Origin of the sequence: Azospirillum sp. TSH20 (assembly GCF_003115935.1) — a bacterium.
In the GTDB taxonomy this organism is placed as follows: domain Bacteria; phylum Pseudomonadota; class Alphaproteobacteria; order Azospirillales; family Azospirillaceae; genus Azospirillum.
The window spans coordinates 1-26,562 of record NZ_LGQU01000036.1; the positions used below are offsets into that span (position 1 = coordinate 1).

The following is a 26,562-nucleotide window of genomic DNA, read 5'->3' on the forward strand; positions in this document are numbered from 1 at the left end:
AACGACACCGCCGACTTCAAGATCGACTTCATGAAGTCGGTCGGCATCGCCGTCGCCGACAGCCCCGCCAGCCTGGGCTCCACCATGCAGTCCATTTTCAAAGGTTGACCGGTACCCCGCGGGACCGCCGTCCGCGACGGTCCCGCGCTTCACACAAAGCTTCTGTCACTCACGCCATCAGCCGCAACAGACAGGCGCAATCAACGCGCCGGACCCCGAGGGAGATGGGACATGAAAGCGCAAGCCCACACGAGCACTGCCCGCCGCATCATCCACGATGACCCCAGCGAGGGCGCCGCCGCGATCATCAAGACCGCCATCATCGAAACGCCGCGGGTGAAGAACGACAACGGCAAGGACGCCAAGGCCGATGCCAAAGCCGATCGGGGCCAAGTCGTCCAGTCGCTGTGCCGCGCGCTGAACATCCTGACGATCCTCGGCTCCAATGACGGGCCGATGACCCTGACCGAGTTGTCTGAGGCCGCGACCCTGTCGCCCTCCACCACCCATCGCCTGCTGACGACCCTGCAGTACGAGCGCTACGTCCGCTTCGACCAGAGCGCGCGCGGCTGGGTGGTCGGCGTCCAGGCCTATATGACCGGCGCCAATTTCCTGAAGACCCGCAATCTGGTCGATGTCGCCCGTCCCCGCATGCGCCGCCTGATGGAGGAGAGCAGCGAGATCGTGAACCTCGCCGTCGAGGAGAATGGCGAGGCGCTCTATCTGGCCCGCGTCGGCGGTCCCCGCGCCGCCCAGGTCGCGGTGCCGCAGACCGACCGCACGCTGCTGCACTGCTCCGCCGTCGGCAAGGCTCTGCTGGCCGGCATGCCGGAGACCAAGATCCAGACCATCGTCACCCAGCGCGGCATGCGCCAGTTCACCCGCAGCACCCTGTCGTCGCTGCCGGCGCTCTACCGCGACCTGACGCTGGTCCGCACCCGCGGCTATGCCCTGGACCAGGAGGAGCGGGTGTCCGGCCTGCGCTGTGTCGCCGCCCCGATCTTCGACGAGAATTCCCGTGTGATGGGCGCCCTGTCGCTGTCCGGCTCCAGCCGGCGCATCGAGGACGCGCGGTTGCGCGCCCTGGGCGAGATGGTCAAGCGCGCCGCCGCCGCGGTGACGCAGGAACTGGGCGGCCGCGTGCCGGTTCCCAACTGACCCTTACACGGAACAGTAACGCCAAGAGCTGACGGCAGGTGGTGCACGTTGGCATTCCTCCCTGGCGCACTCAGGGCCGCGTTCCTCACGGGACGCGGCCTTTTTTCTTGAGAAAAGAATCGTTTCCACGGAATGGAAAAGCGGCTTTTTTCTCGGGCAAATCGATCGGATCGGTGCGATTGTCTGTCTCGGGAAAGGCGTTCCTTTCTCATCGGGCGGATGTGTTGTTTTGCATGTTCGCGCTTCTCTCGGAGACTGGCCGTGCTGTGTGCAGCACGGCCATTTTTTTGACTTTTCCGCAGGGCGAAATCGGATCCATCGCCGCGTGGACTGGCCGTCCGCCGTGACGACACAGTGCCCCCAAACCCATCACGACGACAGGGCAGGGGAACGATCCGAATGACAGACACCAGAAGCATGACGGCCGTCGAGGTGAGCCAGCCCGGCAAGCCGGAGGTGCTGGTCGCGGCGCGCCGTCCGGTTCCCGATCCGGCGCCGGGCGAGATCCGCATCGCCATCCAGGCTGCCGGCGTCAACCGGCCCGACGTGCTGCAGCGGCTCGGCAAGTACAACCCGCCGCCGGGCATCACCGACATTCCAGGTCTGGAGGTCGCCGGGACCGTCGATGCGCTGGGCGAAGGGGTGGAGGGCTGGCAGGTCGGCGATCCGGTCTGCGCCCTGCTGGCCGGCGGCGGCTATGCCGAGTTCTGCGTGGTGCCGGCCGCCCAATGCCTGCCGATTCCCGCCGGCCTGTCGATGGCCGAGGCGGCGGCCCTGCCGGAGACCTTCTTCACCGTCTGGTCGAACGTGTTCGAGCGCGGCGCGCTCCAGCCCGGCGAGGCGCTGCTGGTCCATGGCGGCACGTCCGGCATCGGCACCACGGCGATCCAACTGGGTGCGGCCTTCGGCGCGCGCGTCTTCGCCACCGCCCGCGGACCCGACAAATGCGGCGCCTGCATCCGGCTGGGCGCCGAACGCGCCATCGACTACGCCGAGGAGGATTTCGTCGCGGTGGTCAAGGAGGCGACCGGCGGCGCCGGCGTGAATGTGGTGCTGGACATCGTCGGCGGCGACTACGTCGCCCGCAGCATCGACGCGCTGGCGGTCGAGGGCCGCTATGTCTGCATCGGCTTCGTCCGCGGGGCGACGGCCAACGTGAACTTCTTCCCCGTCATGACCAAGCGTCTGGTGCTGACCGGCTCCACCCTGCGGGCGCGTCCCGTCGCCTACAAGCAGGCGGTGGCCGACCAGTTGAAGGCCCGCGTCTGGCCGCTGATCGAGCAGGGCAAGATCAAGCCCGTCATCCACGAGGTCTTCCCGCTCGACCAGGCCGCCGACGCCCACCGGCTGATGGAGAGCAACCAGCATGTCGGCAAGCTGGTGCTGGCGGTGGGGTAATGATCGTCTTCAATCCAGCATCGGCAGGCCGGTCTCGATCCTGACCAGTGCGGCCAGCAGCGGGGCGCCGATGTCGCGGCGGACGAAGTTGCTGGCCTTTTCCGCCGCGTTGATCGCCTGCTGGAAGGTGCGGCGCCAGCGGTCGTCGTTGTAGAAGGCCTTTTCCGCCTTGGCCCGCTGTGCCAGCAGGCCGGGTCGGCGGCCGGCGGAGTCGTCCGCCAGCTTGTTCAGGCGGTTCATCAGGTCGTTGGCGACGGCCGGCTCGCCACGCTTCATCGCCGCGTCGATCAGCTCGGCATAAGCCTCGCCACGGGTGTCGATGTCGGCGACCTGTTCCGCATAGGCGACGGCCATCGCCGTCTCGCCCCGCTTGGCCAGCCGCCCCAGCACCGCCGGGATCGTCCACGGGTTCTCGTCCTGCACGGTGCTGAGCAGGCCAAGCGCCAGCTTCGGCTCGCCGATGTCGGCCGCCGCCACCGCCAGCTCCGGCGGGCAGCAGTCGCCGCGGGTTTCCTTGAACTTGGAGAACTGCGTCTCGACCGTGTTCAGGAACAGGGTGCGGGCCTGCGCCTCCTTGCCGGCGCGCAGCAGCGTCTGGGCGACCAGCCCCAGCTCCCACGAGCAATTGTGGCTGGAGGCGTAGCCCTTGGCCTCGTCGGCCAGCGCGTTGGTCATTGCCGCGTCACCGCGCCAGGACGCCGCCTTGGCGATATCGGCGAGGTTGTAGATCCGGGTCGAGCAGTCGTTGATCTGCCGCGTGATGTCGAGCGCCAGCGACGTCTGACCCATCAGCGACAGGGCGCGGGCGACGAACAGATCCTGGCCGGAGCTGTCGGCGACGCCGCCGCGGCGCACCGCGCTGACGAAGGGCGCCATGATCTCCTTGGCGCGGCCGGTGTCGCCCAGCTGCTGGTAGGCGACCGCCAGCGACAGCCAGTCCCAGCGCGCGGCGGTGATCGGCGTTTCCACCGGCGGCAGCATCTCGCCGATGCGGTGGAGGAAGCACAGGCTGTTCAGCGCGTCGTTGCAGACCAGCGCCCGGATGCGCGAGCGGAATTCGTAGAAGTCGAAGTCGCCGACGAACTGGTTGGTGACGAGCTGCACCGCCAGCGGGCTGTCGGGGTATTTCGTCACGATCTCGTTGAACAGCTTGTCGGCCTCCTTCAGAAGGCGCGACTCCTCGGCGACGTCATAAGTGTTGTCGGCCTGCCTGATCAGCTGCAGCGCCTGGACGAACAGGCGGTTGGCCGGACCCGGCGTGCCGGCGGCGGGGGAGTCCGCCCCGCCGCCGTCCTGATCCTGGGCCACCATGTCTTGCGCCGCCGGATTGCCCTGCGCCGCCCCCTGCGTCACCGCATCCTGCGCCAGAACGGGACCGGCCGCGACCGCCGCCGGCAGGATCAGGGCTGCGGCGACGGCGGCGGTGCGGAGAACGGCGAGGACGCGGGATAGGGCGGAGGCCATGGCGGTCGGGTTTCAACCCTGGAGGTTTTGGTTTGAGAGCAGACGCACGTAGCTGACGACGCGTTGAACGTTGGGCACCGAACGGGCGTGCTGGAGCACGTTGTTCAGCTCTTCCTGTGAACTGGCGACACCCATCAGATAGACAACACCATCGACGGTATCGATGCTGTAATTTTGGCTATGAATATTCGCATCGAACGTGATCCGGCTGCGAATCTGGGTTGAAATCCAGGTGTCGCGCGCGGTGTCCACGATGCTGGACCCGTTGTCGATCTGGATTTCGTTGATGACTTCCTTGACGCCGTCGGCCTGCCAGGCGAGACGCACCGCGTCGAGCCGCATCTGCGCGTCGGCGGCGCGGCCGGTCAGCAGCACGCGGCCCTGGTCGACGGTCAGACCGATCCGGTTGGTCATGTCGATCGAATGCTGCAGCCACAGCGAATTGATGCGGGCGCGGATTTCGGTGTCGCTGACGAAGCCGCTGAAACCGCGCTCCTGCGAGGCCACGACGGCGGCGCCGCCCGCGGTGCCCAGCACCAGCGGCCCGCAACCGGCCAGCGAGGTCCCTGCTGCGCAGGCAAGTGCGACCATCATCCAAAGGCGGCTCAAACCCGTCACAGCGTGCCTCCCTTCGCCTGCGTGTCGAGCGCCGGGAAAATGCGGCGCGCGGCCGGAAAAAGTCACGGCGGAACGGTCTTTGCAATGGGGAAATTCGAGGCTTTCACCAGTCATCGTCACTTTGTCCCGAGGTGATGCACGGATGTTGCAGTCGCTGCGACTGCGAAGGAGCGGCCGCGGCGGAAGTTTCGCCGCAGAGCCTCATGCAGTCTCGGGGCAAAATCAGGCGAAAGCTGGGCTGGAGAGCACGCGTGCGATCTCGCGGGCCAGGACGCGCGAAACGACCCGCCGCGCCGTGGCGTCACGCAGGATTTCCTCGTCCCTGGGATTGGACAGGAAGCCGGTCTCCACCAGCACCGACGGCACGTCCGGCGCCTTCAGCACCGCGAAATTGGCCGAGCGCATCGGGTTTTCCAGCAGGCGCAGCTCCTTGCCTGCGCCCTCCACCAGAAGCTGGCGGGCGGCCAGCGAGGCATGGCGGGTGTGGCGCGCCGTCAGGTCCAGCAGGATGTCCTTGACGATCCGGCCGCCGCCCAACGATCCCGGCTTTCCGAAGCGGTCGGCCTGATTCTCCTGCTGGGCGAGGCGCGAGGCGAAGGAGTCCGACGCCTTTTCCGACAGGATGTAGGCCGACAGCCCGCGGGCATCGGCATTGGGGGCGCTGTCGGCATGGATCGACACGAACAGCTCGGCCCCGGCCTCGCGCGTCAGCGCCACCCGCTCGTCCAGCGCCAGGAAGCGGTCGTCGCGCCGCGTCAGCTTCACCGCGACGTTGGTTCGGTCGGCCAGGATGCGTGCGACCTCGTGGGCGATGTCGAGCGTCACCTCCTTCTCGAAGGTGCCGCGGGTGCCGATCGCGCCGGGATCGTTGCCGCCATGGCCGGGATCGAGCATCACCAGCCGGGGCCGCGACGATCCGCCGCCGGCCGGCTTGCGGCCGGGCCGCCGCTCCGCAGCCAAAGCCGTGCCCGGCGGATCGGCCAGGGCCAGTGCTGCGGTGCCGAAAGCGGTTAACCAAAGTTTGCTCAGCCCGAGCCCAAGCAGCTGTCGTCGATCCATCGCCAGAAATACCATGCTGCAAAGGTGGGGAGACCGCGGCGTCAGGTCGCCCGACCCGTTGTGCCACCCGTTGGTCTAGCCTGATTCATTAACCAATGCGGCTGCAAAAAAGTATTGTCAAGACCGGGCAGGTTACCGTTTCTGAATATTTGTGAGCCTCCGGTCATGCGGGCACACTTGAAAGGCTGAGAATTCGACAGACGTGATTGGTTGCTTGATGACCGATTGAAAAAGCGCTAAAATTTTAGCGATCAGCTCGGGAGGTGTCGATGTTGAGGAAAGCCCTGTTCAACATCATCCGGCAAGAGCAGCGCGATATCGAGGACAAGCTCGAACGCGAGGAACAGCAGCCCAGTCCTGACGTCCGCCGGATCGTCGGCCTGCGGCAAGAGGCGACCAGCCTGCGTCGTGAATTGGAACATTTCCACGACGTGTAAGCCCTGATACCGGCCATCATCCGGCCACCGGGCGTCGCTATGGAAAGTCGCCACTGAATATGTGACCGATCGGTCGCGCCCCTTCTCCGCAGGATCGCGGGGGAGGGGATTTTTGTTTTCGGCTCCCTGCCGGGGCCACTCTCGGCCGTCTTCCCCGCGAAGGCGGGGAACCAGGAAACCCTCTCTGGGAAACTGCTGGAATGGCTGGATTCCGCCTTCGCGGGAATGATGGCCGAAGGAGGCCTCACCCCAGCTTGGCGTATCCGCGCTCGATCACCCGTTCGGCCGCCTCATAGACGGCCAGCATCTCCTCGTAGGCGGCGCGCAGGCGGGCGAGGTCGGTGACGGTGGAGGAATCAGGATGCCGGGATTCGGACATCTTCAGGCCGGCGCGGATATAGTCGGCGCGCAGTTCCGCCACCCGCACCGCCATGCGCAGGAAGCTGTCGCGGTCCAGGTTCGGCAGTTCGCGCCCGATGACCTCGCAGTTGGCCTCCAGGATCGCCGCATCCATGTTTTCCAGGAAATGGCGGATGCGCTGGCTGCGGCTGCTGTCGGCGGCATCCGCCGTCATCAGCTTGTCGACCTTGCCCTTGGTGTACTCACCGATGATCTTGCCGCCGGTTGCCATGGGTGACCCCGCCTTCACGATGCCGGCCAGTCCGGCCGCCGCCGATTGTCTCACCGCCGGCGCATCTGCGCCAGAGCGGCGTGGGGAGCGCGGGATCGAGGGCATTCCCGCTCGGCAGTGTGGCCCGCCTGACGGTGCAGCCATGTGCGCATCCGCACATGAAGCGGGTGCAACATCGCGGCGTTCGTGCTAGGGAAGCTTCCCCCTATTTCTTGCTGTACGCCATGGTGGACGCGCGATGTCTGAGACCGGCTCCGACTATATCCTCACCGTTTCCTGCCCCGACACCGTCGGCATCGTCTTCGCGGTGTCCGGCTTCCTGGCGGAGCGGAGCTGCAACATCATCGACAGCGCGCAGTTCGGCGACCGCATCTCCGGCCTGTTCTTCATGCGCGTCAGCTTCAACGGCAACCCGGCCGGGCCGGCGAAGGCGCAGCTGGAGGCCGAATTCGCCGCCCAGGTGGCCGAACGCTTCGGCATGACCTGGAAGATCCACGATGCCCGCCGCCGTCCGCGCGTGCTGATCATGGTGTCGAAGTTCGGCCATTGCCTGAACGACCTGCTGTACCGCTACCGCACCGGCTACCTGCCGATCGAAATCCCGGCCATCGTCTCCAACCACCGCGACTTCTACCAACTGGCGGCGTGGCACAACATCCCGTTCCACCATCTGCCGGTCGGCCCCGACAACAAGGCGCATCAGGAAGCCCGCCTGCTGGAGATCGTGGACGAGGAGAAAATCGACCTCGTCGTGCTCGCCCGCTACATGCAGGTGCTGTCGGGGGCCTTGTGCGAGCGGATGGCCGGCCGGGTCATCAACATCCACCACAGCTTCCTGCCCAGCTTCAAGGGGGCCAAGCCCTATCATCAGGCCCATGCGAGAGGCGTGAAGCTGATCGGCGCCACCGCGCACTATGTCACCTCCAACCTCGACGAAGGCCCGATCATCGAGCAGGAGGCCGAGCGCGTCGACCACACGATGACGCCCGACGACCTGGTGGCCATCGGGCGTGACATCGAGAACATCGTGCTTGCCCGCGCCGTCCGCTATCACGTGGAGCACCGCGTGCTGCTGAACGGCAACAAGACGGTGGTCTTCCGCTAAAGCCGGATAAGGCGGCGCCGCCCCTCAGTGGGGCTGCGCCGTCTCGCGGGCGTCTTCCGGCTGGGGCATGAACACCGCGCGGGTGATCGCCTGTTCGATCTGGTCGCGGGTGAAGGGCTTCGGGATCACCGGACCCAGATGCTCCAACCCGTGCTTGGCCAGATCGTCGGGGAAGGCGGTGACGAAGATCACCGGCAGGAACCGGCGGGCCCGCAACTCGCGCGCCACCTCCAGACCGTTGTCGCCGTCGGCCAGCCGGATGTCCATCAGGGCCAGCGTCGGCCGGTGTTCCGCCGCCAGCGACAGCGCCTCGTCCATCGTCGCGGCGTTGCCGCAGACGATGTGACCCATGCCGCGCACCGTTTCCGCCAGATCGAAGGCGATGATGGCATCATCCTCGACGATCAGGATGGTGGCGGTCAGCCGGGCGCGGACACGCTCGCGGGCATGGTTCAGCCGCTCCATCGCGTCCTCCGGGGCGATGCCCAGGACGGCCGCGGCGTCGCCGACCGGCAGATCCTCCAGATTGACCAGAAGGTAGAGCCGGCGGTCGGTCTCCTCCAGCGTCATCAGCGCCGATTCGACCGGATGATAGGGCGCCACCGCCGGGGGCGCGCCTTCCTCGTCCTGCAACTCGTTCAGATGGCGATAGAGCGTGCCGCGCGACAGGTCGCCGCCCCGGCCGGTTTCAGCCTCGTCCGCCTCCAGATACCATTCCAGAGTGCGGGTCACCAAGGCGTCCCCCCGCCCGTTCGTCCCGGTCAGCGCGCGGGCATAGCGGCGCAGGTAGGGCAAATGCTGCATGAAGTGACCGGTGTACTGCTCCATCTCTCTCCCCGTGCCTTTCTGCGGCGCGTGTTCCTGGCATCCACCCGACATGCCGCTCCGGATACCCGGATGCGGCCGGTGCAACCCGATCCTTCCGGGCTTGAAGTGTTCGGCGGCGAAAACCGGCGACGAATTCCGGAGGTCGGTTCCCGCCGGAGGTCGCGACGCCATCGACGCTGCCTTCACAGCAGACTGACGCATTGCGACCTGCAACGGTCAAATTCATATGGCGCAGTCCACGGCCTAACGGGAGTGAACCCGAAAGATTTATTCGAGATACCTGCAAAGGATTACTCAGTATGCATGGTATGCAACAGGGCATGACAGGGGCCGGCGAGGCCGGCCGGCGGTCTATGACCCCCGCCGCATAGGGGGTTGCGGAGGCCGGGATTTAACCGTTCCGAAAGACTTACCAGCCTACTCTGACTTTGCCCTCCGGCATTTGCTGCGCATCTGCCGTGTGAGGGCGAGGCGAGTGTTCCCGATCCTCGAACGCGCCGGCCACCCCCAGGCCGGCGCGTTTTTCTTTCTGCGTATCGTGACTTTCGGGTCGCGCGGTCCGGCAATTGAAAAAACCAAGCACACCGCCCGGGAACCAACCGGCAGAAGGCGTGTTGGAACCGCCAATGGTGTGATTCCTCCCTGAACCGCCAGTCCTTCCGCCGCCTGGCGCCGCCGCGAGATCATGCGGATGGGCGCCGGCGGCGAATTTTTATCTGGATGGATAACGGCCCTGTTACCGCATTCATTTCGTCAATTGGTGACTTTCACAACCCGACGCTTGCAACCCGTTTAATCCAACGTTAAGGACATCGGCCCACGGTTGGGGTTGGGTGTCATCGGGTCCGGGTTTGTGCATGGAAGACCAAGAGTTGGATCGGTCCCTGATGGATGGCATTCCGCCGGATGAGTTGGCCGACTTCGTCCAATGGCGGGAACGCGTGCGCGGCACGAACATCTCGGAAAAGACGCTGCTGGCGACCGACTATCTTAATCACTTCAACGAAATCGTGATGCTGATCGAGATGATCCCGGACATGCCGGACATGCTGGAGGAATGCCGCATCTGGCAACCCAAGAGCTATGCCGAGCATTTCCGCGACAGCGGCTTTTCCGACAAGGAACTGGCGATCGAGGCCTACGGCCATGTGCCGTCGAAGTTCCTCCGCCCCTTCGAGGACACCATCGCCCAGGCCCATCAGGTGATCGCCCACACGCTGGAGCGGATCGGCACCGACATCGACAGCGGCGATCCCGACAAGCTGCGGATGGACTGCCAGGCCTCCGTCGCGATGATCCACCGCATCATCCAGGTCGCCAACGGGATCATCCACGGCACCGCCCATGTGATGGAGCAGGGCGAGATCGACATCTATCTGCAGAACGGCTGACGGTTGGTACGCCGACCCGTACTTTCGGTCCGAATCGTGCGTCTTACCAACGAAAAACAGGCCTTTTCAGTCACTTGTCCCGGCAGGAATGGCGATTGATGGTGCACCCACCATTCGTTCGTTGCATGGCTCACTTGCTCCCCCCGGCACTATAGTCGGAGCATAAAAGATAAGACGGAGGCGTGTTCATGCGTCCTCTGCGGGGGGAGATGGAGCATTGCCCATGAAGGGATGCGCATTCGCGCCGGCCGATGGCATGGCCGTGTCTGAACCGCGCGTGTGGCGGCAGGTTCCGCCCACCGATCACGCCGGCCCCATCCTCCCCGTTAGCCAATGGGGGGAGGCAGCACCGCGCATGACGCCATCCGGACATCAGGACAGCTTCACCCGTGACCGGCTGCCGGCGCCGGCGCAACGCCCCGACCTGATTCTCGAACGCCCTGAACTCCAATACCCGAAACGCCTGAATGCCGCCTCCGTCCTGATCGACGGCTGGCGCGAGCGCGGCTGGGACGGGCGTCCCTGCCTGATCGGCGGTGACGGCGAGGTGTGGAGCTATGGCCGGATGCGCGACACCGTCGACCGCATCGCCCGCGTCCTGACCGAGGATTACGGGCTGGTCACCGGCAACCGCGTCCTGCTGCGCGGCCCCAACACGCCGATGCTGGCCGCCTGCTGGCTGGCGGTCATCAAGGCCGGCGGCGTTCTGGTGCCGACGATGCCGCTGCTGCGCGCGCCGGAACTGGCCGACGTGCTGAAGCGCGCCGCCATCGACATGGCGCTGTGCGACACCCATTACCTCGACGATCTGGAAGAGGCGGCGCTGCCGTCGCTGCGCATCGTCGGCTTCCGCGATGGCGAGCTGGAACACCGCATCGCCACCAAGCCGGCCGGGTTCGAGGCCGCCGACACGGCGCAGGACGACGTGGCGCTGATCGCCTTCACCTCCGGCACCACCGGAACGCCGAAGGCGGCCGCCCATTTCCACCGCCATCTGCTGGCGATCTCCGACCTGTCGCCGCGCTCGGTGCTGGGCACGACGGCCGAGGACGTGTTCTGCGGCTCGCCGACGCTGGCCTTCGCCTATGGGCTGGGCGGGCTGCTGCTGTTCCCGCTGCGCATCGGCGCGTCGGTCATCCTGCTGGAGCGTGGGACCGCCGACCGGCTGCTGGAGGCCGCCACCCGCCACCGGGCGACGGTGATGTTCACCGTGCCCACGGTCTACCGCGGCATGATCGGCCGCATGGCCGCCGATCCGGCTTTGGCCAACGGTCTGTCCTCTCTGCGCCTCTGCGTTTCGGCTGGGGAACCGCTGCCGCAGCAGACCTTCGAGGGCTGGCGCGACGCCACCGGGCTGCAGATCCTCGACAGCCTGGGCACCACCGAGCTGCTGAACGCCGTGCTGCACGCCGTCCCCGGCGATGTCCGGCCGGGCTCCACCGGCAAGCCGGTGCCGGGATACGAGGCGATGGTGGTCGACGACCAGTTCCGCCGGCTTCCCCCCGGACAGGTCGGCCGGCTGGCGGTGCGCGGGGCGACCGGCTGCCTCTATCTCGACGATCCGCGCCAGGAAAGCTATGTCCAGCAGGGCTGGAACCTGACCGGCGACGCCTTCCACGTCGATGAGGACGGCTTCTTCTGGTATCACGCCCGCACAGACGACCTGATCGTCTCGGCCGGCTACAAGATCTCCGGTCTGGAGGTCGAGAACATCCTGCTGAGCCACGAGGCGGTGCAGGAATGCGCGGTGATCGCCGCCCCGGATCCGGTGCGCGGCACCATCCCCAAGGCCTTCGTCGTTCTGCGCGACGATGTCCGCCCCGACGAGCGTCTGGCGGAGGAACTGCAGAGCTTCGTCAAGGAGCACATCGCGCCTTACAAGTACCCCCGCGCGGTGGAATTCCTCGACGCGCTGCCGCGGACGGAGACCGGCAAGGTCCAGCGCTTCAAGCTGCGCCGCCGGGCTTGGCAGCCGGACGACGAGGAGTAGGGCGTCGCTTTACCGGGGAAAGCCGGCGAAGCGGGTCAGGCGGATGTTGTGCGCTTTCAAGAGCGCGGCGAACTCCGGCCCGCGCAGATAGTCGTATTCGGTGCGCCGCGGCTCGACCAGAGTGTCGACGCGGCGCAGCTCCTCGTCGGGCAGGCCGGGATGGACCATCACCAGGGTCCGGCCGCCGATCCCATCGAGGAAGCGGGACATCAGCTCGGCGAAGGGCCGGTTGCCGGCGAAGTCATAGACTCCGGCGAAGCGGTCGTTGGCCGGGATGCCGCGTGCCCGCACCATGCGCCTCAGCGCGCCACCCAATCCACCGATCAGCAGCGTCTTCGGCACTGCGACGCCCCGGCGCAGCACCGCGGCCACCGGCTCGCCGCACAGGCGGACATAGGCGCCGGGCAGGGTGGCCAGCGCCTCCACCACCGCGTCGCGCACGCCGGGCAACTGGTGGATGTGCTGGTGGCCGTCGATATAGTCGGGCGGCGCCCCCCAGGCGTCGGTGAAGGCGGCGATCTGGCGCGACAGTTCGTCACGGATCTCCGCCCGCGCCGCCGGCGTGCTCAATTTCCCGCGATAGGCCCAGCCCATCAGCCGCCCCAGCGGCGGCAACCGCCCGTCCGGCGCCAGCGTCGGCATGGCCCCCAGTGGCGGCTGGTCGGTCAGGGTGAAATGCAGCCCGATATCCGCCTTGTCCTGCAGCTCGCGCAGGGCCGCGGCACCCTCACGCCAGTGCGGGCAGAGGCTCATGACGGAGGTGGCGGTCAGGCGTCCCTGGGCGATCAGGTCGCGGATGGCGGCGTTGACGCCGGGCGCCAAGCCATAATCGTCGGCACAGAGCAGGAGCGGGGTGGGCGCGGTATCGGGCATGACCGGACGGAATCAGGATGCGGAGTTCCGGCCAAGATGGGCGGGCCGCCCCGATCAGGCAATAGCATTCAGGCCGCTTCGGTCGCCGGCTCCGCCGCCGGCTTGCGGGCTTGCAGGGTGGCCAGCATCACGCCGGGCAGGACCAGCGCCACCCCCATCAGGTGAAAGCCCTGCAGCGGCTCGGACAGCAGAACCCAGGACGCCAGCGCCGCCCACAGCGGCGAGACGTACAGCGCGGTGGAGGCGCGCGCGGCCCCCATCATCGCGATGGTCTTCTGATAGGCGAGCAGCGCCAGGACCGACGCGAACAGCGCGACCGCGACGATCGACAGGATGGTGGAGACGGAGAAGGGCACCGGCCGCACCGCCACCGTCTCCCACGCATAGAAGGGAGCCAGCACCAGCACCCCGGCGAAGGCGTTCGCCGCGAAGGCGGTGACCACCGGCAGGGGTGTGCCCGATTGCCGCAGCAGGATGGTGTAGACCGACCAGGATACTGCCCCGGTCAACACCAGCAGGTCGCCGGAATTGAAGGACAGGTGGCGCAAGGCGTCGAGATCGCCGCGGGTGAGGATCACCAGCACGCCCGCCATCGCCAGCAGGATGCCCAGCACCTGCCGCGGCCGGATCGCGTCGCCCAGCCAGACGGCGGCCAGCGCCAGGATCATCGCCGGGCTGGTCGCATAGATCAGGCTGGCGTTGGTGGCGCTGGTCCGCTCCAGCCCGTAATAGACGATGGCGCCCGAAATTCCCTGGCCCAGCACGCCCAGCAGCAGATAGCGCCGCCACTGCCGCTTCAATTGAACACGGTGGGTCAGCAGCCCCGGCAAGGCGAAGGGCAGCACGATCAGGAAGGCGATCAGCCAGCGCCAGAAGGCCAGCCCGATCGGCGGCACCACATGCGCCACCGCCCGCCCGACCACCGGGTTTGAAGCCAGCAGGGCGGAACCGACGATGTAGAGGCCATAGGCGGCCAACGGGCCGGCCAGCGGACCGGTTCGCAGGAAGGACGGCAGGAGCGGAAGCGACATCGCCGGATCGGTATCCGAAAAGGGGGTTCCCGAAAAGGGGGTTCCATGACGGGTGCAACCCAGCCTAGCATGGCAGCCGCGGCCGCCCTTCACGGCAGCTGTGCATGGCAGCCGTCCGACTCCCGTCGGCTGCGGGCATTGCCGGAATGGTCCACCCGGATAACCTGATTCGCAGGGGAAGGAAACTATCGATTCGGTCAAGCGGATGGTTGGCTTTGCAACTGTTTCGTTTTTGAGGGCAAAAATGTGTCCATACGGACGTATTGGTGCCCAAAAATATGCTCTGCGCCACGGTATAGCCACGTATGCATGTTGGCGTTGACAGGCGCCTTTGCCACGCGCCAAATGGCGACGCTATTTCCAAAAGCGTTCTGGCAAATTTCCGTACGCTCCAACCGGAATCGGGAGGCAAGACGAATGAAGCGCATCCTGCTGGGTGCCGGGCTTGGTATGGCCGCGGCGCTGGCGCTGTCGGCGCCGGCCCAGGCGGCGAAGACCCTTGTTTATTGCTCCGAGGGTAGCCCCGAAAACTTCAACCCCATGTTGAACACGACCGGCACCAGTTTCGACGTTGCTCTCCCGGTCTACAACAACCTCGTCCAGTTCGAACATGGCGGCACCAAGGTCGTTCCCGGCCTCGCCGAGTCCTGGACCATCTCCGACGATGGTCTGGTCTACACCTTCAAGCTGCGCGCCGGCGCCAAGTGGCACAGCAACAACGATTTCAAGCCGACGCGCGACGCCAACGCCGACGACGTGATCTTCTCGTTCGAGCGCCAGTGGAAGGCCGACAATCCCTTCCACAAGGTGTCGGGCGGCGCCTACGACTACTTCAACGACATGGCGATGCCGAAGTTGTTGAAGTCGATCGAAAAGGTTGACGACCTGACGGTCAAGTTCACGCTGAACGCGGTCGAGGCGCCGTTCCTGGCCAACCTCGCCATGCCGTTCGCGCCGATCATGTCGGCCGAATACGCCGCGATGCTGCTGAAGAAGGGCACGCCGGAGAAGCTGGATCAGGTTCCCATCGGCACCGGTCCCTTCCAGTTCGTCGCCTACCAGAAGGACGCCGTCATCCGCTACAAGGCGTTCGAGCAGTATTGGGGCGGCAAGCAGCCGCTCGACAACCTCGTCTTCGCGATCACGCCCGACGCGGCGGTCCGGCTGGCCAAGCTGAAGGCCGGCGAATGCCAGGTGATGCCGTACCCGAATCCGGCCGACATCGAGGCGATGAAGAAGGACGGCTCGATCGTCGTTCAGGAGCAGGAAGGCCTGAACGTCGGTTACGTCTCCTTCAACGTGACCAAGAAGCCGTTCGACGACGTCCGCGTCCGCCGCGCCGTCAGCATGGCGATGGACAAGAAGGCGATGGTTGCCGCGGTCTATCAGGCCGCCGGCGTCCCGGCCAAGAACCCGATTCCGCCGACCATGTGGTCGTACAACGACTCGATCGAGGACTATCCGTACGACGTCGAGCGGGCGAAGAAGCTGCTGGCCGATGCCGGCTATCCCAACGGCTTCGAGACCGACCTGTGGGCGATGCCGGTGCAGCGCCCGTATAACCCGAACGCCAAGCGCATCGCCGAGATGATGCAGGCCGATCTGGCCAAGGTCGGCGTCAAGGCGAAGATCGTTCAGTACGAGTGGGGCGAATACCGCAAGCGGATGCAGCAGGGCGAGCACCAGATGGGCATGCTCGGCTGGACCGGCGACAACGGCGACCCCGACAACTTCCTCTACACCCTGCTGGGTTGCGAGGCGGCGCGTCCGGGCGGCAACAACCTGTCGAAGTGGTGCAACAAGGAATTCGACGACCTCGTCGTCCAGGCCAAGCGCACCAACGACATCGCTGCCCGCACCAAGCTGTACGAGCAGGCGCAGGTCATCTTCAAGGAAGAGGCCCCCTGGTACACCATCGCCCATTCGGTGGTTTACATGGGCCTCGCCAAGAACGTCGTCGGCTACAAGATGGATCCGTTCGGCGTCCATCGCTTCGAAGGCGTCGATCTGAAGTGATGCGTGGCGCACCTCCGCAAAAAGGGGGTGCGGCGCCGGGTGTATAGGGTTGGAGGCGTGGGTTTCCGCGCCTCCAACCCTTTGAACAGAGTGGCATTCCCGACCCTGCGCAAGTGGGGGAGGGCCGGAGTGGGGGCAGGTGCCCCTGATGGAACGGGGCGTTGCCAAGTCAGCGCTCCGTTCCAGTTTTCACCATAGTTTTAAAAAACGAGTACCCGTCGATGCTTCGCTTCATCCTGACGCGGGTGAGCTTGGTGATTCCGACATTTCTCGGCATCACCTTTCTGACCTTCATCCTGATCCGGCTGGTTCCCGGCGACCCCATCGAGGTGCGAGTCGGCGAACGGGGTATCGCACCCGAGCGGCTGGCCGCATTCCGTCATGAACTGGGTCTCGACCAGCCGCTCTGGCAACAGTTCCTCGATTATGTCGGCCACGTGCTGTCGGGTGATTTCGGCCTGTCGCTGGTCACCCACAATTCGGTGCTGAGCGAGTTCCTGACGCTGTTTCCGGCGACGCTCGAACTGGCGCTGTGCGCCATGCTGTTCGCGACGCTGATCGGCCTGCCCGCCGGCATCCTGGCGGCGGTGAAGCGCGGATCGCTGTTCGACCACGGCGTGATGGGCGCCAGCCTGACCGGCTATTCGATGCCGATCTTCTGGTGGGGCCTGCTGCTGATCCTGTTCTTCTCGGTCGCGCTGGGCTGGACCCCGGTGTCTGGCCGCCTGGATCTGGTCTATTACGTGGAGCCGGCGACCGGCTTCATGCTGATCGACACGTTGATGGCCGGCGATTACGACGCGTTCCGCTCCGCGCTGTCCCACCTGATCCTGCCGACCATCGTGCTGGGCACCGTGCCGCTGGCGGTGGTGGCGCGCATGACGCGGTCGGCCATGCTGGAGGTGCTGGGCGAGGATTACATCCGTACCGCCCGCGCCAAGGGTCTGGCCGACGGCCGGGTCATCGGCATGCATGCGCTGCGCAACGCGCTGATCCCGGTGGTGACCGTCATCGGCCTTCAGGTCGGCACGCTGCTGGGCGGCGCCATCCTGACCGAGACCATCTTTTCCTGGCCGGGGGTCGGCAAATGGCTGATCGAATCGATCAACCGCCGCGACTATCCGGCCCTGCAGGGCGGTGTCCTGCTGATCGCCACCTCGGTGATCCTGGTCAACCTGCTGGTGGACGTGCTTTACGGCGTCCTCAACCCCCGCATCCGTCACGCGCGGTGAGGCCAATCCATGTCCGCTGAATTTTCGACCAACGCAGAACCCGCCACCCCCGAACCGGTCGCCGTGTCGCGCCCGCCGCACCCGCTGACCGAGTTCTGGTATCACTTCCGCCAGAACAAGGGCGCGCTGGGCGGTCTGGTGGTGATCCTGCTGATCGCGCTGATCGCCATCTTCGCCGGCGTCATCGCCCCGCACGATCCCGACATCCAGTACCGCGATGCGATCCTGACCCCGCCGGTCTGGCAGGATGGCGGCACCTGGACCTACCTCCTCGGCACCGACGACATTGGCCGCGACATGCTGTCCCGCCTGATGTACGGCGCGCGGCTGTCGATGATGATCGGCCTGATCGTCGTCACCCTGTCGCTGGCCGTCGGGCTGGGGCTGGGGCTGATCGCCGGCTTCTTCGGCGGGATGGCCGACGTGCTGATCATGCGCGGCATGGACATCCTGCTGGCTCTGCCCTCGCTGCTGCTGGCCGTCGTGGTGGCCGCCATCCTCGGGCCGGGGCTGGTGAACGCCATGCTGGCGGTGTCGGTGGTGGTGATCCCGCACTATGCCCGCCTGACCCGCGCCGCGGTGATGGCGGAGGTGAACAAGGATTATGTCATCGCGTCGCGCGTCGCCGGTGCCGGGCCGATGCGCCTGATGCTGATCGTGGTGCTGCCGAACTGTCTGGCGCCGCTGATCGTGCAGGCGACGCTGGGCTTCTCCACCGCCATCCTGGACGCGGCCGCGCTCGGCTTCCTCGGTCTCGGCGCCCAGCCGCCGACGCCGGAATGGGGCACCATGCTGGCCTCCTCGCTGCAGTTCCTCCAGCGCGCGCCCTGGGTCGTGACCTGGCCCGGCATCGCCATCCTGGTGACCGTGCTGGCCTTCAATCTGTTGGGCGACGGTCTTCGCGACGCGCTCGACCCCAAGCTGAAACGTTGACCTCATGCCTCTTCTCGACATCAAGAACCTGTCGGTCGAGTTCACCACCCGCGCCGGCACCTTCCGCGCGGTGGATGGCATCGACCTGACCGTGGACGAAGGCGAGGTCGTCGGCATCGTCGGCGAATCCGGCTCCGGCAAATCCGTGACCTCGCTGGCCGTGATGGGGCTTCTCGGCTCCAACGGCCGGGTGGTCGCCGACCGGATGACGTTCGGTGGCCGCGACCTGCTGACCATGCCCCCCGCCCAGCGCCGGAAGATCACCGGCAAGGACGTCGCCATGGTCTTCCAGGAGCCGATGACCAGCCTGAACCCCTGCTTCACCGTCGGCTTCCAGATCATGGAAACCCTGCGGGTGCATGAGGGTCTGTCCGGCAAGGCGCTGCGCAACCGCGCCATCGCCCTTCTGGAGCAGGTCGGCATTCCGGCGCCGGAATCGCGCCTGTCCGCCTTCCCGCACCAGCTGTCGGGCGGCATGAGCCAGCGCGTGATGATCGCCATCGCCATCGCCTGCAACCCGCGCCTGCTGGTGGCGGACGAGCCGACGACCGCGCTGGACGTCACCATCCAGAAGCAGATCCTCGACCTGCTGGTCCAGCTGCAGCGCGAACGCGGCATGGCGCTGATCCTCATCACCCACGACATGGGCGTGGTGGCGGAGACGGCGCAGCGCGTCGTCGTCATGTATGCCGGTCAGGTGGCGGAGACGCGGCCCGTCGGTTCCCTGTTCGAGCGGCCGCGCCACCCCTACACCGGCGCCCTGCTCGACGCCCTGCCGGAGCGGGCGCTGGGCAAGCGCCGGCTGCCGACGATTCCCGGCATGGTGCCGGGCATCGCCGACCGGCCGGCCGGCTGCCTGTTCAGCCCGCGCTGCCGCTTCGCCGACGCCCGCTGCCGTGCCGAGCGCCCGGCCCTGTTCGACGTGGACGACGGGCGCGCGCGCTGTTTCTACCCGCTGCCGGACGGCCATCTCGCCGCCGGGGAGGCGCTGTGATGAGCATCGAGACCGAACCCCACATCTTCGAGGCGACGGCCGGCAATTCGGTCGTGCTGGAGGCGCGCGATCTGCGCAAGCATTATGCGGTCAAGCGCGGCGCCTTCAAGCCATTGGCGACGGTGAAGGCGCTGGACGGCGTCTCCTTCCGCCTGCAGGCCGGCAAGACGCTGGCGGTGGTCGGCGAGTCCGGCTGCGGCAAGTCGACGCTGGCCCGTTCCGTCACCATGATCGAGCCGCCGAGTTCGGGCGAGCTGCTCTATGACGGCCGCGAGGTCGTCGGCCGCAACGCGGCGGAGATGAGGGAACTGCGCCGCACGGTGCAGATGGTCTTCCAGAACCCCTACGGCTCGCTGAACCCGCGCAAGACGGTCGGCTCCATCCTGACCGAGCCGCTGGTCATCAACACCGACATGGACAAGCACGAGCGGCGTGACCGCGCGGTGGCCATGATGGGGAAGGTGGGCCTGCGTCCGGATCAGGTCGACCGCTATCCGCACATGTTCTCCGGCGGCCAGCGTCAGCGCATCGCCATCGCCCGCGCCCTGATGCTGAACCCGCGCGTCGTCGTGGCGGACGAGCCGGTGTCGGCGCTCGACGTGTCGATCCAGGCGCAGGTGCTGAACCTGATGATGGATTTGCAGGAGGAGCTGAACCTCGCCTACCTGTTCATCTCCCACGATCTCAGCGTCGTGCGCCACATCGCCGATTCGCTGATGGTGATGTATCTGGGCAAGCCGGTGGAGCATGGCGCCAAGGACGTGGTCTTCACCCGGCCGCGGCACCCCTACACCCGCATCCTGCTGGCGGCGACGCCGCGGGTGAACCCGGACCTGCGCATGGACCGGGTGGTGCCGAAGGGTGAGCTGCCGTCGCCGCTGAACCCGCCGCCGGGCTGTGCGTTCCACAAGCGCTGCCCCTTCGCCACCGACCGCTGCGCCACGGAGGTTCCGCCGTTGCGCCCGGTCGACGAACGGCTGGTGGCCTGCCATTACGCCGAAGAGATGAACTGACCGGCCGCTTGGCTGTTTGGAAGGCGACTGTTCGGAAGGCGGCTGTTGAGTGCGACGGCCGTCTTCTTTACGGTGGGCCCGATTCGTTCCTCAGCCGTCCTATCAGGGAGAGTGCCGCCATGCCGTCGTTCGACATCGTGTCCGAGACGGACGTCCACGAGATCGACAATGCTCTCGCCGGCGTCCGCCGCGAGATCGAAACCCGGTTCGACTTCAAGGGCTCGAAATGCACCGTCGAGCGGACCGAGAACGAGATCGTCCTGCTGGCCGACGACGCGCCGAAGCTGGCGCAGATGCAGGAACTGCTGCGCGTCTACGTGACCCGGCGCAAGCTCGACGCCGCGGCGCTCGACTTCACCGCCCAGCCGCAGCGCGCCGCGGGCGATGCGCTGCGCCACACCGTGACGATCAAGCAGGGAATCGCGCAGGATCTGGCGAAGACCATCGTCAAAGGGATCAAGGACAGCAAGATGAAGGTCCAGGTCTCGATCCAGGGTGACGAACTGCGGGTGACGGGCAAGAAGCGCGACGACCTCCAGGAGGCCATCGCCCTGGTCAAGCGGTTGGGCATCGAGCAGCCGCTGCAGTACCAGAATTTTCGCGATTGATGGCCCTGCGGACCGGCAAGGCTTGCCGGCCGCTGGGAAACTTCTGCCGGGTGGCTGGGTAATTTTTGCCGGTCAAATCGTCGCAGGGGTGAGCGCAGCCCTTGCGATGCGCCGGTTGTGTTGATGGCGTGATTTTTGCGTGTGTCCCTGCGGTTCGCCACTAACCGCAGGGAATCGTCCCATGTCGATGATGGCCAACAGCGAGGCCACGCAAGCCATGCGCATCCGGGCGGAAGACGTCCTGGAGCGCAAAGGGACGTCTGCGTCCCGGCAGGCGGGTGCGCTGGCCGGCCAGTTCGCGGCGATGCTGGAAACCCTGAACGGGGTCGGGGAGGGTGGCGTTTCCGGCGCCGACGGCACCGGGGTGGTGCCGAACGCCCAGCCCGCGGTCCGTCTCGGCGTCGGCGCCGTCACCCTGTTCGCCCAGGAAGCGGGGCAGGGCGATGCCACCATGGACCCCGCCGCGGCGGTGCCCGACCCGCAGGACCCGGCGACCGCGATGCAGGTGGTGGAAAGCGCCATCCAGGCCGGCGACGGAACGAACTTCCGCTGGCTGACCACCCTGATGACGCAGAACTCCGCGGCGTAGCGTTTCAAAAGACGACTCAGAAGCCTCGACCGAACTCGGCCCAGGACTGCGGGACGTCGGCGGAGTCCGGCTTGCGCTTGCCGCCGCCGTGACGGGCGCGGAAGCCGGCGAACAGGTCCGCCATCGCGATGTGCGGCAGCGCCTCGCCAAAGGTGAAGCCGGCGGGAGCGATGCCGGCCGGAGCCAGGGCGGCGGGACCGGCGAACAGGCGGCTCAGAATGCTCGACATCATGTGATATCCCCTTGCTGCGGCACCGTCCGTCGGCGCCGTCGACCATGAACGGATCATGCGCCCGGCCCTGCATCGCAGCAAGATATTCTGTATACCAGATACCGTATTTCAAATATGTGTGCGCCGCATGGCTCGACCTTGACAGTTTAGTTCGCCAGACAAGCAATGTGTGCATGACAGCAATCGTGAAAAAGCGAGCCTTTTCAACGCATTCCACGATGTGGAAAAGAATAACGCATTCAGTATCCGGTATTTGGAATACGGATTGTTGAGGCGCACTGTCATCTCCGAACGGCGCATGATGCGGTGCGATACGGATGGACCGCCGCACTCCGGAAATCCTGCGCTCCCACGCTCAACGGGACTTTGGGGCATGACCACAGAGACGACCGAAGACCGCGGTCTTCTGACAAACAAATGGTTCCAGCTCAGCGTCGGCCTGCTGTGCATGGCGATGATCGCCAACCTGCAATATGGCTGGACGCTGTTCGTCGATCCCATCGACGCCAAGCATGGCTGGGGACGTGCAGCCATCCAGATCGCCTTTTCCATCTTCGTCTTCACCGAAACCTGGCTGGTCCCGATCGAAGGCTGGTTCGTCGACCGCTACGGCCCGCAGGCGGTGGTGCTGGTGGGCAGTCTGCTGGTCGGCGGCTCCTGGGTGATCGACAGCCAAGCCTCTTCGCTGCCGATGCTCTACACCGCGGCGGTGATCTCCGGCATCGGCGCCGGCTGCGTCTATGGCACCTGCGTCGGCAATGCGCTGAAGTGGTTCCCGCAGCAGCGCGGGCTGGCCGCCGGCATCACCGCGGCCGGCTTCGGCGCCGGTGCCGGTGCCACGGTCATTCCGATCGCCAACATGATCGCCAACCAGGGCTACGAGCATGCCTTCCTGGTCTTCGGCATCGGGCAGGGCGTGGTCATCTTCGTGCTGTCCTTCTTCCTGCGCAAGGCGCCGAAGTCGAACGCGGCGATGCGCAAGAGCGGCCCGGCCCAGACCAAGATCGACCATCCGCCGGCCCGCGTCATTCGCACGCCGGTCTTCTGGCTGCTCTATGTGATGTTCGTGATGGTGGCGTCCGGCGGCCTGATGGCGGCGGCCCAGATCGCGCCGATCGCCCATGACTTCCATGTCGCCGATTCGCCGATCAACATGTTCGGCTTCATCCTGCCGGCCCTGACCCTGGCGATTTCGCTGGACCGCGTGCTGGACGGCGCCGGACGGCCCTTCTTCGGCTGGGTGTCCGACCGCATCGGCCGCGAGAACACCATGTTCATCGCCTTCGGCACCGCCGCCGTCGCCATCGTCCTGGTGACGCAGCTGGGCCGCAACCCGGTGGCCTTCGTGATCTTCACCGCAATGTTCTTCTGCGTGTTCGGCGAGATCTACAGCCTGTTCCCGGCCACCGCCGGCGACACCTTCGGCTCGAAGTTCGCGACGACCAATGCCGGCATGCTCTACACCGCCAAGGGCACGGCGGCGCTGCTGGTCCCGCTCAGCAGCATCATCGCCGGCCATTTCGGCTGGCAGGCCGTGTTCTACATCGCCGCCAGCTTCAATCTGGTGGCGGCGATCCTGGCGATGTTCGTCCTGAAGCCGCTGCGGGCCAGCTTCATCCAGGCCGACGATTACGGTTTGCAGTCGGCCGCCGTCACCGCGGACCGGTGACGGCAGGCATCCGTCAAAGCCCCAGCTTCGCCCAGGCCGCCCAATCGTCCAGCGACTTGCGGGCGGCCGCCACCAGGGCATCGGCGAAGGCCTCATGCGCCCCGGCCTGCAGTGCCGGGGCGTTGCCGTTTCCGGTCCGCAGCCCCAGCCGCCGCAGCATGCCGCGCTCCTGCTGCACCACGCGCAGCCGCACCTTCTCGCCGAAACGCCCGCGCATCACCGAGCGCAGGTCGCCCAGCCCGTCGACCAGCCCGAGAGCCAGCGCCTTGCGCCCGGCCCAGAAGGCGCCGGAGAACAGCTCCTCCTCCGGCCCGGTCAGCCGCGCGCCGCGCCGCGTGCGCACCATCGCCTTGAACGCCTCGTGCACGTCGGCCTGCAGGGCCTTCAGATGGGCGACGCCGTCCTCGCGCTCCGGCGAGAAGGGGTCGAGCAGCACCTTCTTGTCGCCGGCGGTGTAGAGCCGCCGCTCGATGCCGTGGCGCTCGATCAGCGCATGCAGCCCGAAGCCCGACGACACCACGCCGATGGAGCCGACGATGGAGCTTTCGTCCGCCCAGATCTCGTCCGCCGCGCAGGCCAGCCAATAGCCGCCCGACGCCGCCGCGTCCTCGCAGAAGGCGAAGACCGGCACCTTCTTCTCCTCCGCCAGATCGCGGATGCGCTTGGCGATCAGCGCCGACTGCACCGGCGACCCGCCCGGCGAGTTGATGATCAGCGCCACCGCCTTCTGGTCCTTCGGCGCGAAGGCGCGTTCCAGCAGCGGGGCGACGCCGTCCAGCGACAAGCCGGAGCGGAAGGGGCCGGCCTGGCCGATGACGCCGGACAGGCGGACGACGGACACCAGCGGCCCGGCCTTGCGCCAGGGGCCGAAGGGGAGTTTGGCGAGGAGGGAATGCAGGCTCATGCCGGCAGAGATGGGATTGAAGTCTCCCGATTGAAAGGCTCCGTTCCCGCTAAATTGACCCCGCTAAATCGCCCCCGCTAAATCGTGAATGCTTCGGCGTCCCTCAGGATCCGCTCCGCCGCCGGGCTGTAGCCGCCTTCGGCCTTGTGCACGGTCAGGCCGGCGGTCAGCCGGGCCGGCGCCTTGCCGCCCTTGCGGGCGACCAGCAGCAGCCGCTTGGCCTCCACCCCCGGCTTGGGCCACAGCGGCACCAGGACGAGACTGCCGAACCGGCCGCGCAGCGCGTGCAGGATGTCGTCGATCCGGTCGGCGCGGTGGACCATGGTCAGCGTGCCGCGCGGCTTCAGCATGCGGTCGGCGAAGCGCACCCAGTCGCCCAGCCCTGCCGCGCCTTCCACATTCGCGGCGGCCTTCCAGTCGTCGGGCGGGACACTGGCGGCACCGGCCTTCAGGTAGGGCGGATTCATCATTACACGATCGAATCCGAAGGTCCCGAGAGCTTCGGGTGGGGCCATCAGGTCGCCCTGGACCACCGTCACCCGCTCCGCGACGCCGCTGAGCGCAGCATTGCGGCGGGCGAAGCCGCAGGCGTCGGCCCGCTGTTCCAGCCCGACCACAGCCACGCCCGGCACCCGGACGGCGAGGCACAGTGCCGCAGCTCCGGTGCCGGTTCCGACATCCAGCACCCGCTCGCCGGCGGCGGCGGCGGTGATGGCGGCGAGGAAGACCGGATCGATGGCGGCGCGATAGCCGCCGTCCGGCTGGTGCAGCTTCACCCGGCCGTTCAGCAGGAAATCCACGGGTGTTTCCAGGCGTCGTTCTGGAGACGGAACGATATGGCCGCTCACGCTTCGCCGGCCTCGCGCAGGATGCGGACGGCCTGTGCGGCGTCCTCCGTGCCGACCATCAGCCGCCGGGGAATGGCGCCGATGGAGCCCTCCAGGATGCTGGTGTAGCTGTCCAGCACGATGGCCTCGATGCCCGCGTCGGCCAGAAGGGCAACCAGCCAGGACAGGCGGACGGGGTCGGTGGTGCGCAGCAGTTCGGTCATGGCATCTCGGAAGAACGGGCGTCTCGAAAGAACGGTCCCCTGCGGACTTGACCGAACAGGCTAGGCCGTTATGCTCCCTAGCGCAAATTCTGGCGTCAATCACCCGTGGAGTCGACCTTGGCGGTCGTGACCAACTTCGAGCCGAAACGGCGCAAGTCTACCCCGCTCGACGACCTGACCGCTTTGGTGGCCGAGGACCTCAGCGCCGTCAACCAGATCATCCTCGACCGTATGCAGTCGTCGGTCGAGATGATTCCGCAGCTGGCCGGCTATCTGATCGCGGCCGGCGGCAAGCGCCTGCGCCCGGTGCTGACGCTCGCCGCCGCCAACATGTGCGGCTATCAGGGGGAGCATCACCGGCTGCTGGCCGCGGTGGTGGAGTTCATCCACAGCGCGACCCTGCTGCACGACGACGTGGTCGACGAAAGCGACCTGCGCCGCGGCATGGCCTCGGCCAACGCGGTGTTCGGCAACAAGGCCAGCGTGCTGGTCGGCGATTTCCTGTTCTCCCGCGCCTTCGAGATGATGGTGGAGGTGCAGTCGCTCGACGTGCTGCGCATCCTGTCCGGCGCCTCGGCCATCATCGCCGAGGGCGAGGTGCTGCAGCTGCGCACCACCAATGACACCGAGACCAGCGAGCAGGCCTATCTCGAGGTCATCAAGGGCAAGACGGCCGAGCTGTTCGCCGCCGCCTGCCGCGTCGGCGCCGTCGTCGCCAACCGCCCGCAGGCGGAGGAGTTGGCGCTCTACGATTACGGCATGAATCTCGGCATCGCCTTCCAGCTGGTCGACGACGTGCTGGATTACTCGGCCTTGCAGGCGAAGCTGGGCAAGACGGTCGGCGACGATTTCCGCGAGGGCAAGATCACCCTGCCGGTCGTGCTGGCCTTCCGCCGCGGCAACGACGAGGAACGCGCCTTCTGGCGCCGGGTGATGGAGGAGCTGGACCAGAAGGACGGCGACCTGGAGCGTGCCCAGGCGCTGATGGCCCGCCACAACGCCCTGAAGGACACGGTGGAACGGGCGCGCCATTACGGCTCCATCGCCCGCGACAGCCTGGGTCTGTTCGCCGACGGGCCGATCAAGCAGGCCCTGCTGGAAGTCATTGATTTCGTGATCGATCGCGATTTCTGACGGCATTTCCGCCGGGCCGGGAGGGGGCCGGATCTTTTTGGCCGATGACGCATTTTTTGCGTTGCGCGCCGGAGCGTGAGCGTTTATACACCCCCTCCACCGGCGGACGACACCGCCCGCCGGTGCCATGATCGGAGAGTAGCTCAGCCTGGTAGAGCACTGCTTTCGGGAGGCAGGGGCCGGAGGTTCGAATCCTCTCTCTCC

Annotated in this window: 26 protein-coding genes and 1 pseudogene; 16 read left to right on the plus strand and 11 right to left on the minus strand. The window is 66.6% G+C overall.

The window, feature by feature from the left end; all coding sequences use genetic code 11:
* The 3 genes and pseudogenes from TSH20_RS35650 to TSH20_RS10305 all read left to right on the plus strand — a co-directional run.
* Positions 1-108: pseudogene (locus TSH20_RS35650) on the plus strand (succinate--CoA ligase subunit alpha); the annotation flags it as partial.
* 123 nt (positions 109-231) lie between these two features.
* On the plus strand, positions 232-1,158 hold the full coding sequence (locus TSH20_RS10300) for an IclR family transcriptional regulator (protein ID WP_109074641.1): 927 nt from the start codon (positions 232-234) through the stop codon (positions 1,156-1,158).
* 399 nt (positions 1,159-1,557) lie between these two features.
* Positions 1,558-2,556: an NAD(P)H-quinone oxidoreductase gene (locus TSH20_RS10305; protein WP_109074642.1), complete on the plus strand. Its 999-nt coding sequence runs from the start codon at positions 1,558-1,560 to the stop codon at positions 2,554-2,556.
* Between the two features lie 9 nt (positions 2,557-2,565).
* On the opposite strand, the gene TSH20_RS10310 is transcribed toward TSH20_RS10305, so the two are convergent.
* From TSH20_RS10310 to TSH20_RS10320, 3 genes are all read right to left on the minus strand, one after another.
* Positions 2,566-4,020, minus strand: a complete 1,455-nt coding sequence (locus TSH20_RS10310) for a hypothetical protein (protein ID WP_109074643.1) — start codon at positions 4,018-4,020, stop codon at positions 2,566-2,568.
* A gap of 12 nt (positions 4,021-4,032) precedes the next feature.
* On the minus strand, positions 4,033-4,752 hold the full coding sequence (locus TSH20_RS10315; protein WP_247871399.1) for a BON domain-containing protein: 720 nt from the start codon (positions 4,750-4,752) through the stop codon (positions 4,033-4,035).
* A gap of 108 nt (positions 4,753-4,860) precedes the next feature.
* Positions 4,861-5,697, minus strand: coding sequence for an N-acetylmuramoyl-L-alanine amidase (locus TSH20_RS10320; protein WP_109074645.1), 837 nt, complete (start codon positions 5,695-5,697; stop codon positions 4,861-4,863).
* Between the two features lie 269 nt (positions 5,698-5,966).
* Between TSH20_RS10320 and TSH20_RS35290 the strand changes: the two genes are divergently transcribed.
* Positions 5,967-6,134 (plus strand): hypothetical protein, encoded by a 168-nt coding sequence (locus tag TSH20_RS35290; RefSeq protein WP_167393191.1) that lies wholly within the window; start codon positions 5,967-5,969, stop codon positions 6,132-6,134.
* A 244-nt stretch (positions 6,135-6,378) separates the two neighbouring features.
* Here TSH20_RS35290 and TSH20_RS10325 read toward each other — a convergent pair whose 3' ends face one another.
* Positions 6,379-6,819: a hypothetical protein gene (locus tag TSH20_RS10325; RefSeq protein ID WP_247871398.1), complete on the minus strand. Its 441-nt coding sequence runs from the start codon at positions 6,817-6,819 to the stop codon at positions 6,379-6,381.
* A 184-nt stretch (positions 6,820-7,003) separates the two neighbouring features.
* On the opposite strand from TSH20_RS10325, the gene purU reads away from it, so the two are divergent.
* The gene (gene purU / locus TSH20_RS10330; RefSeq protein WP_109074647.1) at positions 7,004-7,870 is read left to right on the plus strand and encodes a formyltetrahydrofolate deformylase; all 867 of its coding nucleotides are present in this window, start codon (positions 7,004-7,006) and stop codon (positions 7,868-7,870) included.
* A gap of 24 nt (positions 7,871-7,894) precedes the next feature.
* Here purU and TSH20_RS10335 read toward each other — a convergent pair whose 3' ends face one another.
* Positions 7,895-8,698 carry a response regulator gene (locus TSH20_RS10335; protein ID WP_109074648.1) on the minus strand — a complete coding sequence of 268 codons (804 nt, stop codon included), beginning with the start codon at positions 8,696-8,698 and terminating at the stop codon, positions 7,895-7,897.
* Between the two features lie 887 nt (positions 8,699-9,585).
* Here TSH20_RS10335 and TSH20_RS10340 point away from each other — a divergent pair.
* Positions 9,586-10,089: a hypothetical protein gene (locus TSH20_RS10340; protein ID WP_109074649.1), complete on the plus strand. Its 504-nt coding sequence runs from the start codon at positions 9,586-9,588 to the stop codon at positions 10,087-10,089.
* 355 nt (positions 10,090-10,444) lie between these two features.
* Positions 10,445-12,079 carry an AMP-binding protein gene (locus TSH20_RS10345; RefSeq protein ID WP_109074650.1) on the plus strand — a complete coding sequence of 545 codons (1,635 nt, stop codon included), beginning with the start codon at positions 10,445-10,447 and terminating at the stop codon, positions 12,077-12,079.
* 9 nt (positions 12,080-12,088) lie between these two features.
* Here TSH20_RS10345 and TSH20_RS10350 read toward each other — a convergent pair whose 3' ends face one another.
* Together TSH20_RS10350 and TSH20_RS10355 are read right to left on the minus strand one after the other, a co-directional pair.
* On the minus strand, positions 12,089-12,952 hold the full coding sequence (locus TSH20_RS10350) for a ChbG/HpnK family deacetylase (protein ID WP_109074651.1): 864 nt from the start codon (positions 12,950-12,952) through the stop codon (positions 12,089-12,091).
* A 68-nt stretch (positions 12,953-13,020) separates the two neighbouring features.
* Complete coding sequence (locus tag TSH20_RS10355; protein ID WP_247871397.1) at positions 13,021-13,983, minus strand: DMT family transporter; 963 nt, start codon at positions 13,981-13,983, stop codon at positions 13,021-13,023.
* A 417-nt stretch (positions 13,984-14,400) separates the two neighbouring features.
* On the opposite strand from TSH20_RS10355, the gene TSH20_RS10360 reads away from it, so the two are divergent.
* The 7 genes from TSH20_RS10360 (at position 14,401) to TSH20_RS10390 (ending at position 21,368) form a co-directional block, all read left to right on the plus strand.
* On the plus strand, positions 14,401-15,999 hold the full coding sequence (locus TSH20_RS10360) for an ABC transporter substrate-binding protein (protein ID WP_109074653.1): 1,599 nt from the start codon (positions 14,401-14,403) through the stop codon (positions 15,997-15,999).
* A 221-nt stretch (positions 16,000-16,220) separates the two neighbouring features.
* Positions 16,221-17,231 carry an ABC transporter permease subunit gene (locus tag TSH20_RS10365; RefSeq protein WP_109074654.1) on the plus strand — a complete coding sequence of 337 codons (1,011 nt, stop codon included), beginning with the start codon at positions 16,221-16,223 and terminating at the stop codon, positions 17,229-17,231.
* 9 nt (positions 17,232-17,240) lie between these two features.
* Complete coding sequence (locus TSH20_RS10370) at positions 17,241-18,164, plus strand: ABC transporter permease subunit (RefSeq protein WP_174757514.1); 924 nt, start codon at positions 17,241-17,243, stop codon at positions 18,162-18,164.
* Between the two features lie 4 nt (positions 18,165-18,168).
* The gene (locus TSH20_RS10375; protein ID WP_109074655.1) at positions 18,169-19,158 is read left to right on the plus strand and encodes an ABC transporter ATP-binding protein; all 990 of its coding nucleotides are present in this window, start codon (positions 18,169-18,171) and stop codon (positions 19,156-19,158) included.
* On the plus strand, positions 19,158-20,171 hold the full coding sequence (locus TSH20_RS10380) for a peptide ABC transporter ATP-binding protein (protein ID WP_109074656.1): 1,014 nt from the start codon (positions 19,158-19,160) through the stop codon (positions 20,169-20,171). The genes TSH20_RS10375 and TSH20_RS10380 overlap by 1 nt, the downstream gene beginning before the upstream one ends.
* A 119-nt stretch (positions 20,172-20,290) precedes the next feature.
* Entirely contained in the window at positions 20,291-20,779 is a 489-nt protein-coding gene (locus tag TSH20_RS10385) for a YajQ family cyclic di-GMP-binding protein (protein WP_109074657.1), read from the plus strand.
* 181 nt (positions 20,780-20,960) lie between these two features.
* Entirely contained in the window at positions 20,961-21,368 is a 408-nt protein-coding gene (locus tag TSH20_RS10390; protein ID WP_109074658.1) for a hypothetical protein, read from the plus strand.
* Between the two features lie 16 nt (positions 21,369-21,384).
* On the opposite strand, the gene TSH20_RS10395 is transcribed toward TSH20_RS10390, so the two are convergent.
* Complete coding sequence (locus TSH20_RS10395; protein ID WP_109074659.1) at positions 21,385-21,600, minus strand: hypothetical protein; 216 nt, start codon at positions 21,598-21,600, stop codon at positions 21,385-21,387.
* Positions 21,601-21,973: 373 nt separating this feature from the next.
* Here TSH20_RS10395 and oxlT point away from each other — a divergent pair, with 373 nt between their 5' ends.
* Positions 21,974-23,269: an oxalate/formate MFS antiporter gene (oxlT, locus tag TSH20_RS10400; protein ID WP_109074660.1), complete on the plus strand. Its 1,296-nt coding sequence runs from the start codon at positions 21,974-21,976 to the stop codon at positions 23,267-23,269.
* 13 nt (positions 23,270-23,282) lie between these two features.
* On the opposite strand, the gene TSH20_RS10405 is transcribed toward oxlT, so the two are convergent.
* The 3 genes from TSH20_RS10405 to TSH20_RS10415 form a co-directional block, all read right to left on the minus strand.
* Positions 23,283-24,173, minus strand: a complete 891-nt coding sequence (locus TSH20_RS10405) for a S49 family peptidase (protein WP_109074661.1) — start codon at positions 24,171-24,173, stop codon at positions 23,283-23,285.
* Positions 24,174-24,250: 77 nt separating this feature from the next.
* Entirely contained in the window at positions 24,251-24,973 is a 723-nt protein-coding gene (locus tag TSH20_RS10410; RefSeq protein ID WP_247871396.1) for a methyltransferase, read from the minus strand.
* Between the two features lie 44 nt (positions 24,974-25,017).
* The gene (locus TSH20_RS10415) at positions 25,018-25,224 is read right to left on the minus strand and encodes a DUF2007 domain-containing protein (protein ID WP_109074663.1); all 207 of its coding nucleotides are present in this window, start codon (positions 25,222-25,224) and stop codon (positions 25,018-25,020) included.
* A 117-nt stretch (positions 25,225-25,341) separates the two neighbouring features.
* On the opposite strand from TSH20_RS10415, the gene TSH20_RS10420 reads away from it, so the two are divergent.
* Positions 25,342-26,358, plus strand: a complete 1,017-nt coding sequence (locus tag TSH20_RS10420) for a polyprenyl synthetase family protein (protein WP_109074664.1) — start codon at positions 25,342-25,344, stop codon at positions 26,356-26,358.
* Positions 26,359-26,562 lie beyond the last annotated feature (204 nt).

Excerpts from the sequence above, each read along its gene's own strand:
- TSH20_RS10300 (WP_109074641.1), top strand. The coding sequence starts at position 232 with ATGAAAGCGCAAGCCCACACGAGCACTGCCCGCCGCATCATCCACGAT.
- TSH20_RS10305 (WP_109074642.1), top strand. The coding sequence starts at position 1,558 with ATGACAGACACCAGAAGCATGACGGCCGTCGAGGTGAGCCAGCCCGGC.
- TSH20_RS10310 (WP_109074643.1), bottom strand. The coding sequence starts at position 4,020 with ATGGCCTCCGCCCTATCCCGCGTCCTCGCCGTTCTCCGCACCGCCGCC.
- TSH20_RS10315 (WP_247871399.1), bottom strand. The coding sequence starts at position 4,752 with ATGACTGGTGAAAGCCTCGAATTTCCCCATTGCAAAGACCGTTCCGCC.
- TSH20_RS10320 (WP_109074645.1), bottom strand. The coding sequence starts at position 5,697 with ATGGATCGACGACAGCTGCTTGGGCTCGGGCTGAGCAAACTTTGGTTA.
- TSH20_RS35290 (WP_167393191.1), top strand. The coding sequence starts at position 5,967 with ATGTTGAGGAAAGCCCTGTTCAACATCATCCGGCAAGAGCAGCGCGAT.
- purU (WP_109074647.1), top strand. The coding sequence starts at position 7,004 with ATGTCTGAGACCGGCTCCGACTATATCCTCACCGTTTCCTGCCCCGAC.
- TSH20_RS10335 (WP_109074648.1), bottom strand. The coding sequence starts at position 8,698 with ATGGAGCAGTACACCGGTCACTTCATGCAGCATTTGCCCTACCTGCGC.
- TSH20_RS10340 (WP_109074649.1), top strand. The coding sequence starts at position 9,586 with ATGGATGGCATTCCGCCGGATGAGTTGGCCGACTTCGTCCAATGGCGG.
- TSH20_RS10345 (WP_109074650.1), top strand. The coding sequence starts at position 10,445 with ATGACGCCATCCGGACATCAGGACAGCTTCACCCGTGACCGGCTGCCG.
- TSH20_RS10350 (WP_109074651.1), bottom strand. The coding sequence starts at position 12,952 with ATGCCCGATACCGCGCCCACCCCGCTCCTGCTCTGTGCCGACGATTAT.
- TSH20_RS10355 (WP_247871397.1), bottom strand. The coding sequence starts at position 13,983 with ATGTCGCTTCCGCTCCTGCCGTCCTTCCTGCGAACCGGTCCGCTGGCC.
- TSH20_RS10360 (WP_109074653.1), top strand. The coding sequence starts at position 14,401 with ATGAAGCGCATCCTGCTGGGTGCCGGGCTTGGTATGGCCGCGGCGCTG.
- TSH20_RS10365 (WP_109074654.1), top strand. The coding sequence starts at position 16,221 with ATGCTTCGCTTCATCCTGACGCGGGTGAGCTTGGTGATTCCGACATTT.
- TSH20_RS10370 (WP_174757514.1), top strand. The coding sequence starts at position 17,241 with ATGTCCGCTGAATTTTCGACCAACGCAGAACCCGCCACCCCCGAACCG.
- TSH20_RS10375 (WP_109074655.1), top strand. The coding sequence starts at position 18,169 with ATGCCTCTTCTCGACATCAAGAACCTGTCGGTCGAGTTCACCACCCGC.
- TSH20_RS10380 (WP_109074656.1), top strand. The coding sequence starts at position 19,158 with ATGAGCATCGAGACCGAACCCCACATCTTCGAGGCGACGGCCGGCAAT.
- TSH20_RS10385 (WP_109074657.1), top strand. The coding sequence starts at position 20,291 with ATGCCGTCGTTCGACATCGTGTCCGAGACGGACGTCCACGAGATCGAC.
- TSH20_RS10390 (WP_109074658.1), top strand. The coding sequence starts at position 20,961 with ATGTCGATGATGGCCAACAGCGAGGCCACGCAAGCCATGCGCATCCGG.
- TSH20_RS10395 (WP_109074659.1), bottom strand. The coding sequence starts at position 21,600 with ATGATGTCGAGCATTCTGAGCCGCCTGTTCGCCGGTCCCGCCGCCCTG.
- oxlT (WP_109074660.1), top strand. The coding sequence starts at position 21,974 with ATGACCACAGAGACGACCGAAGACCGCGGTCTTCTGACAAACAAATGG.
- TSH20_RS10405 (WP_109074661.1), bottom strand. The coding sequence starts at position 24,173 with ATGAGCCTGCATTCCCTCCTCGCCAAACTCCCCTTCGGCCCCTGGCGC.
- TSH20_RS10415 (WP_109074663.1), bottom strand. The coding sequence starts at position 25,224 with ATGACCGAACTGCTGCGCACCACCGACCCCGTCCGCCTGTCCTGGCTG.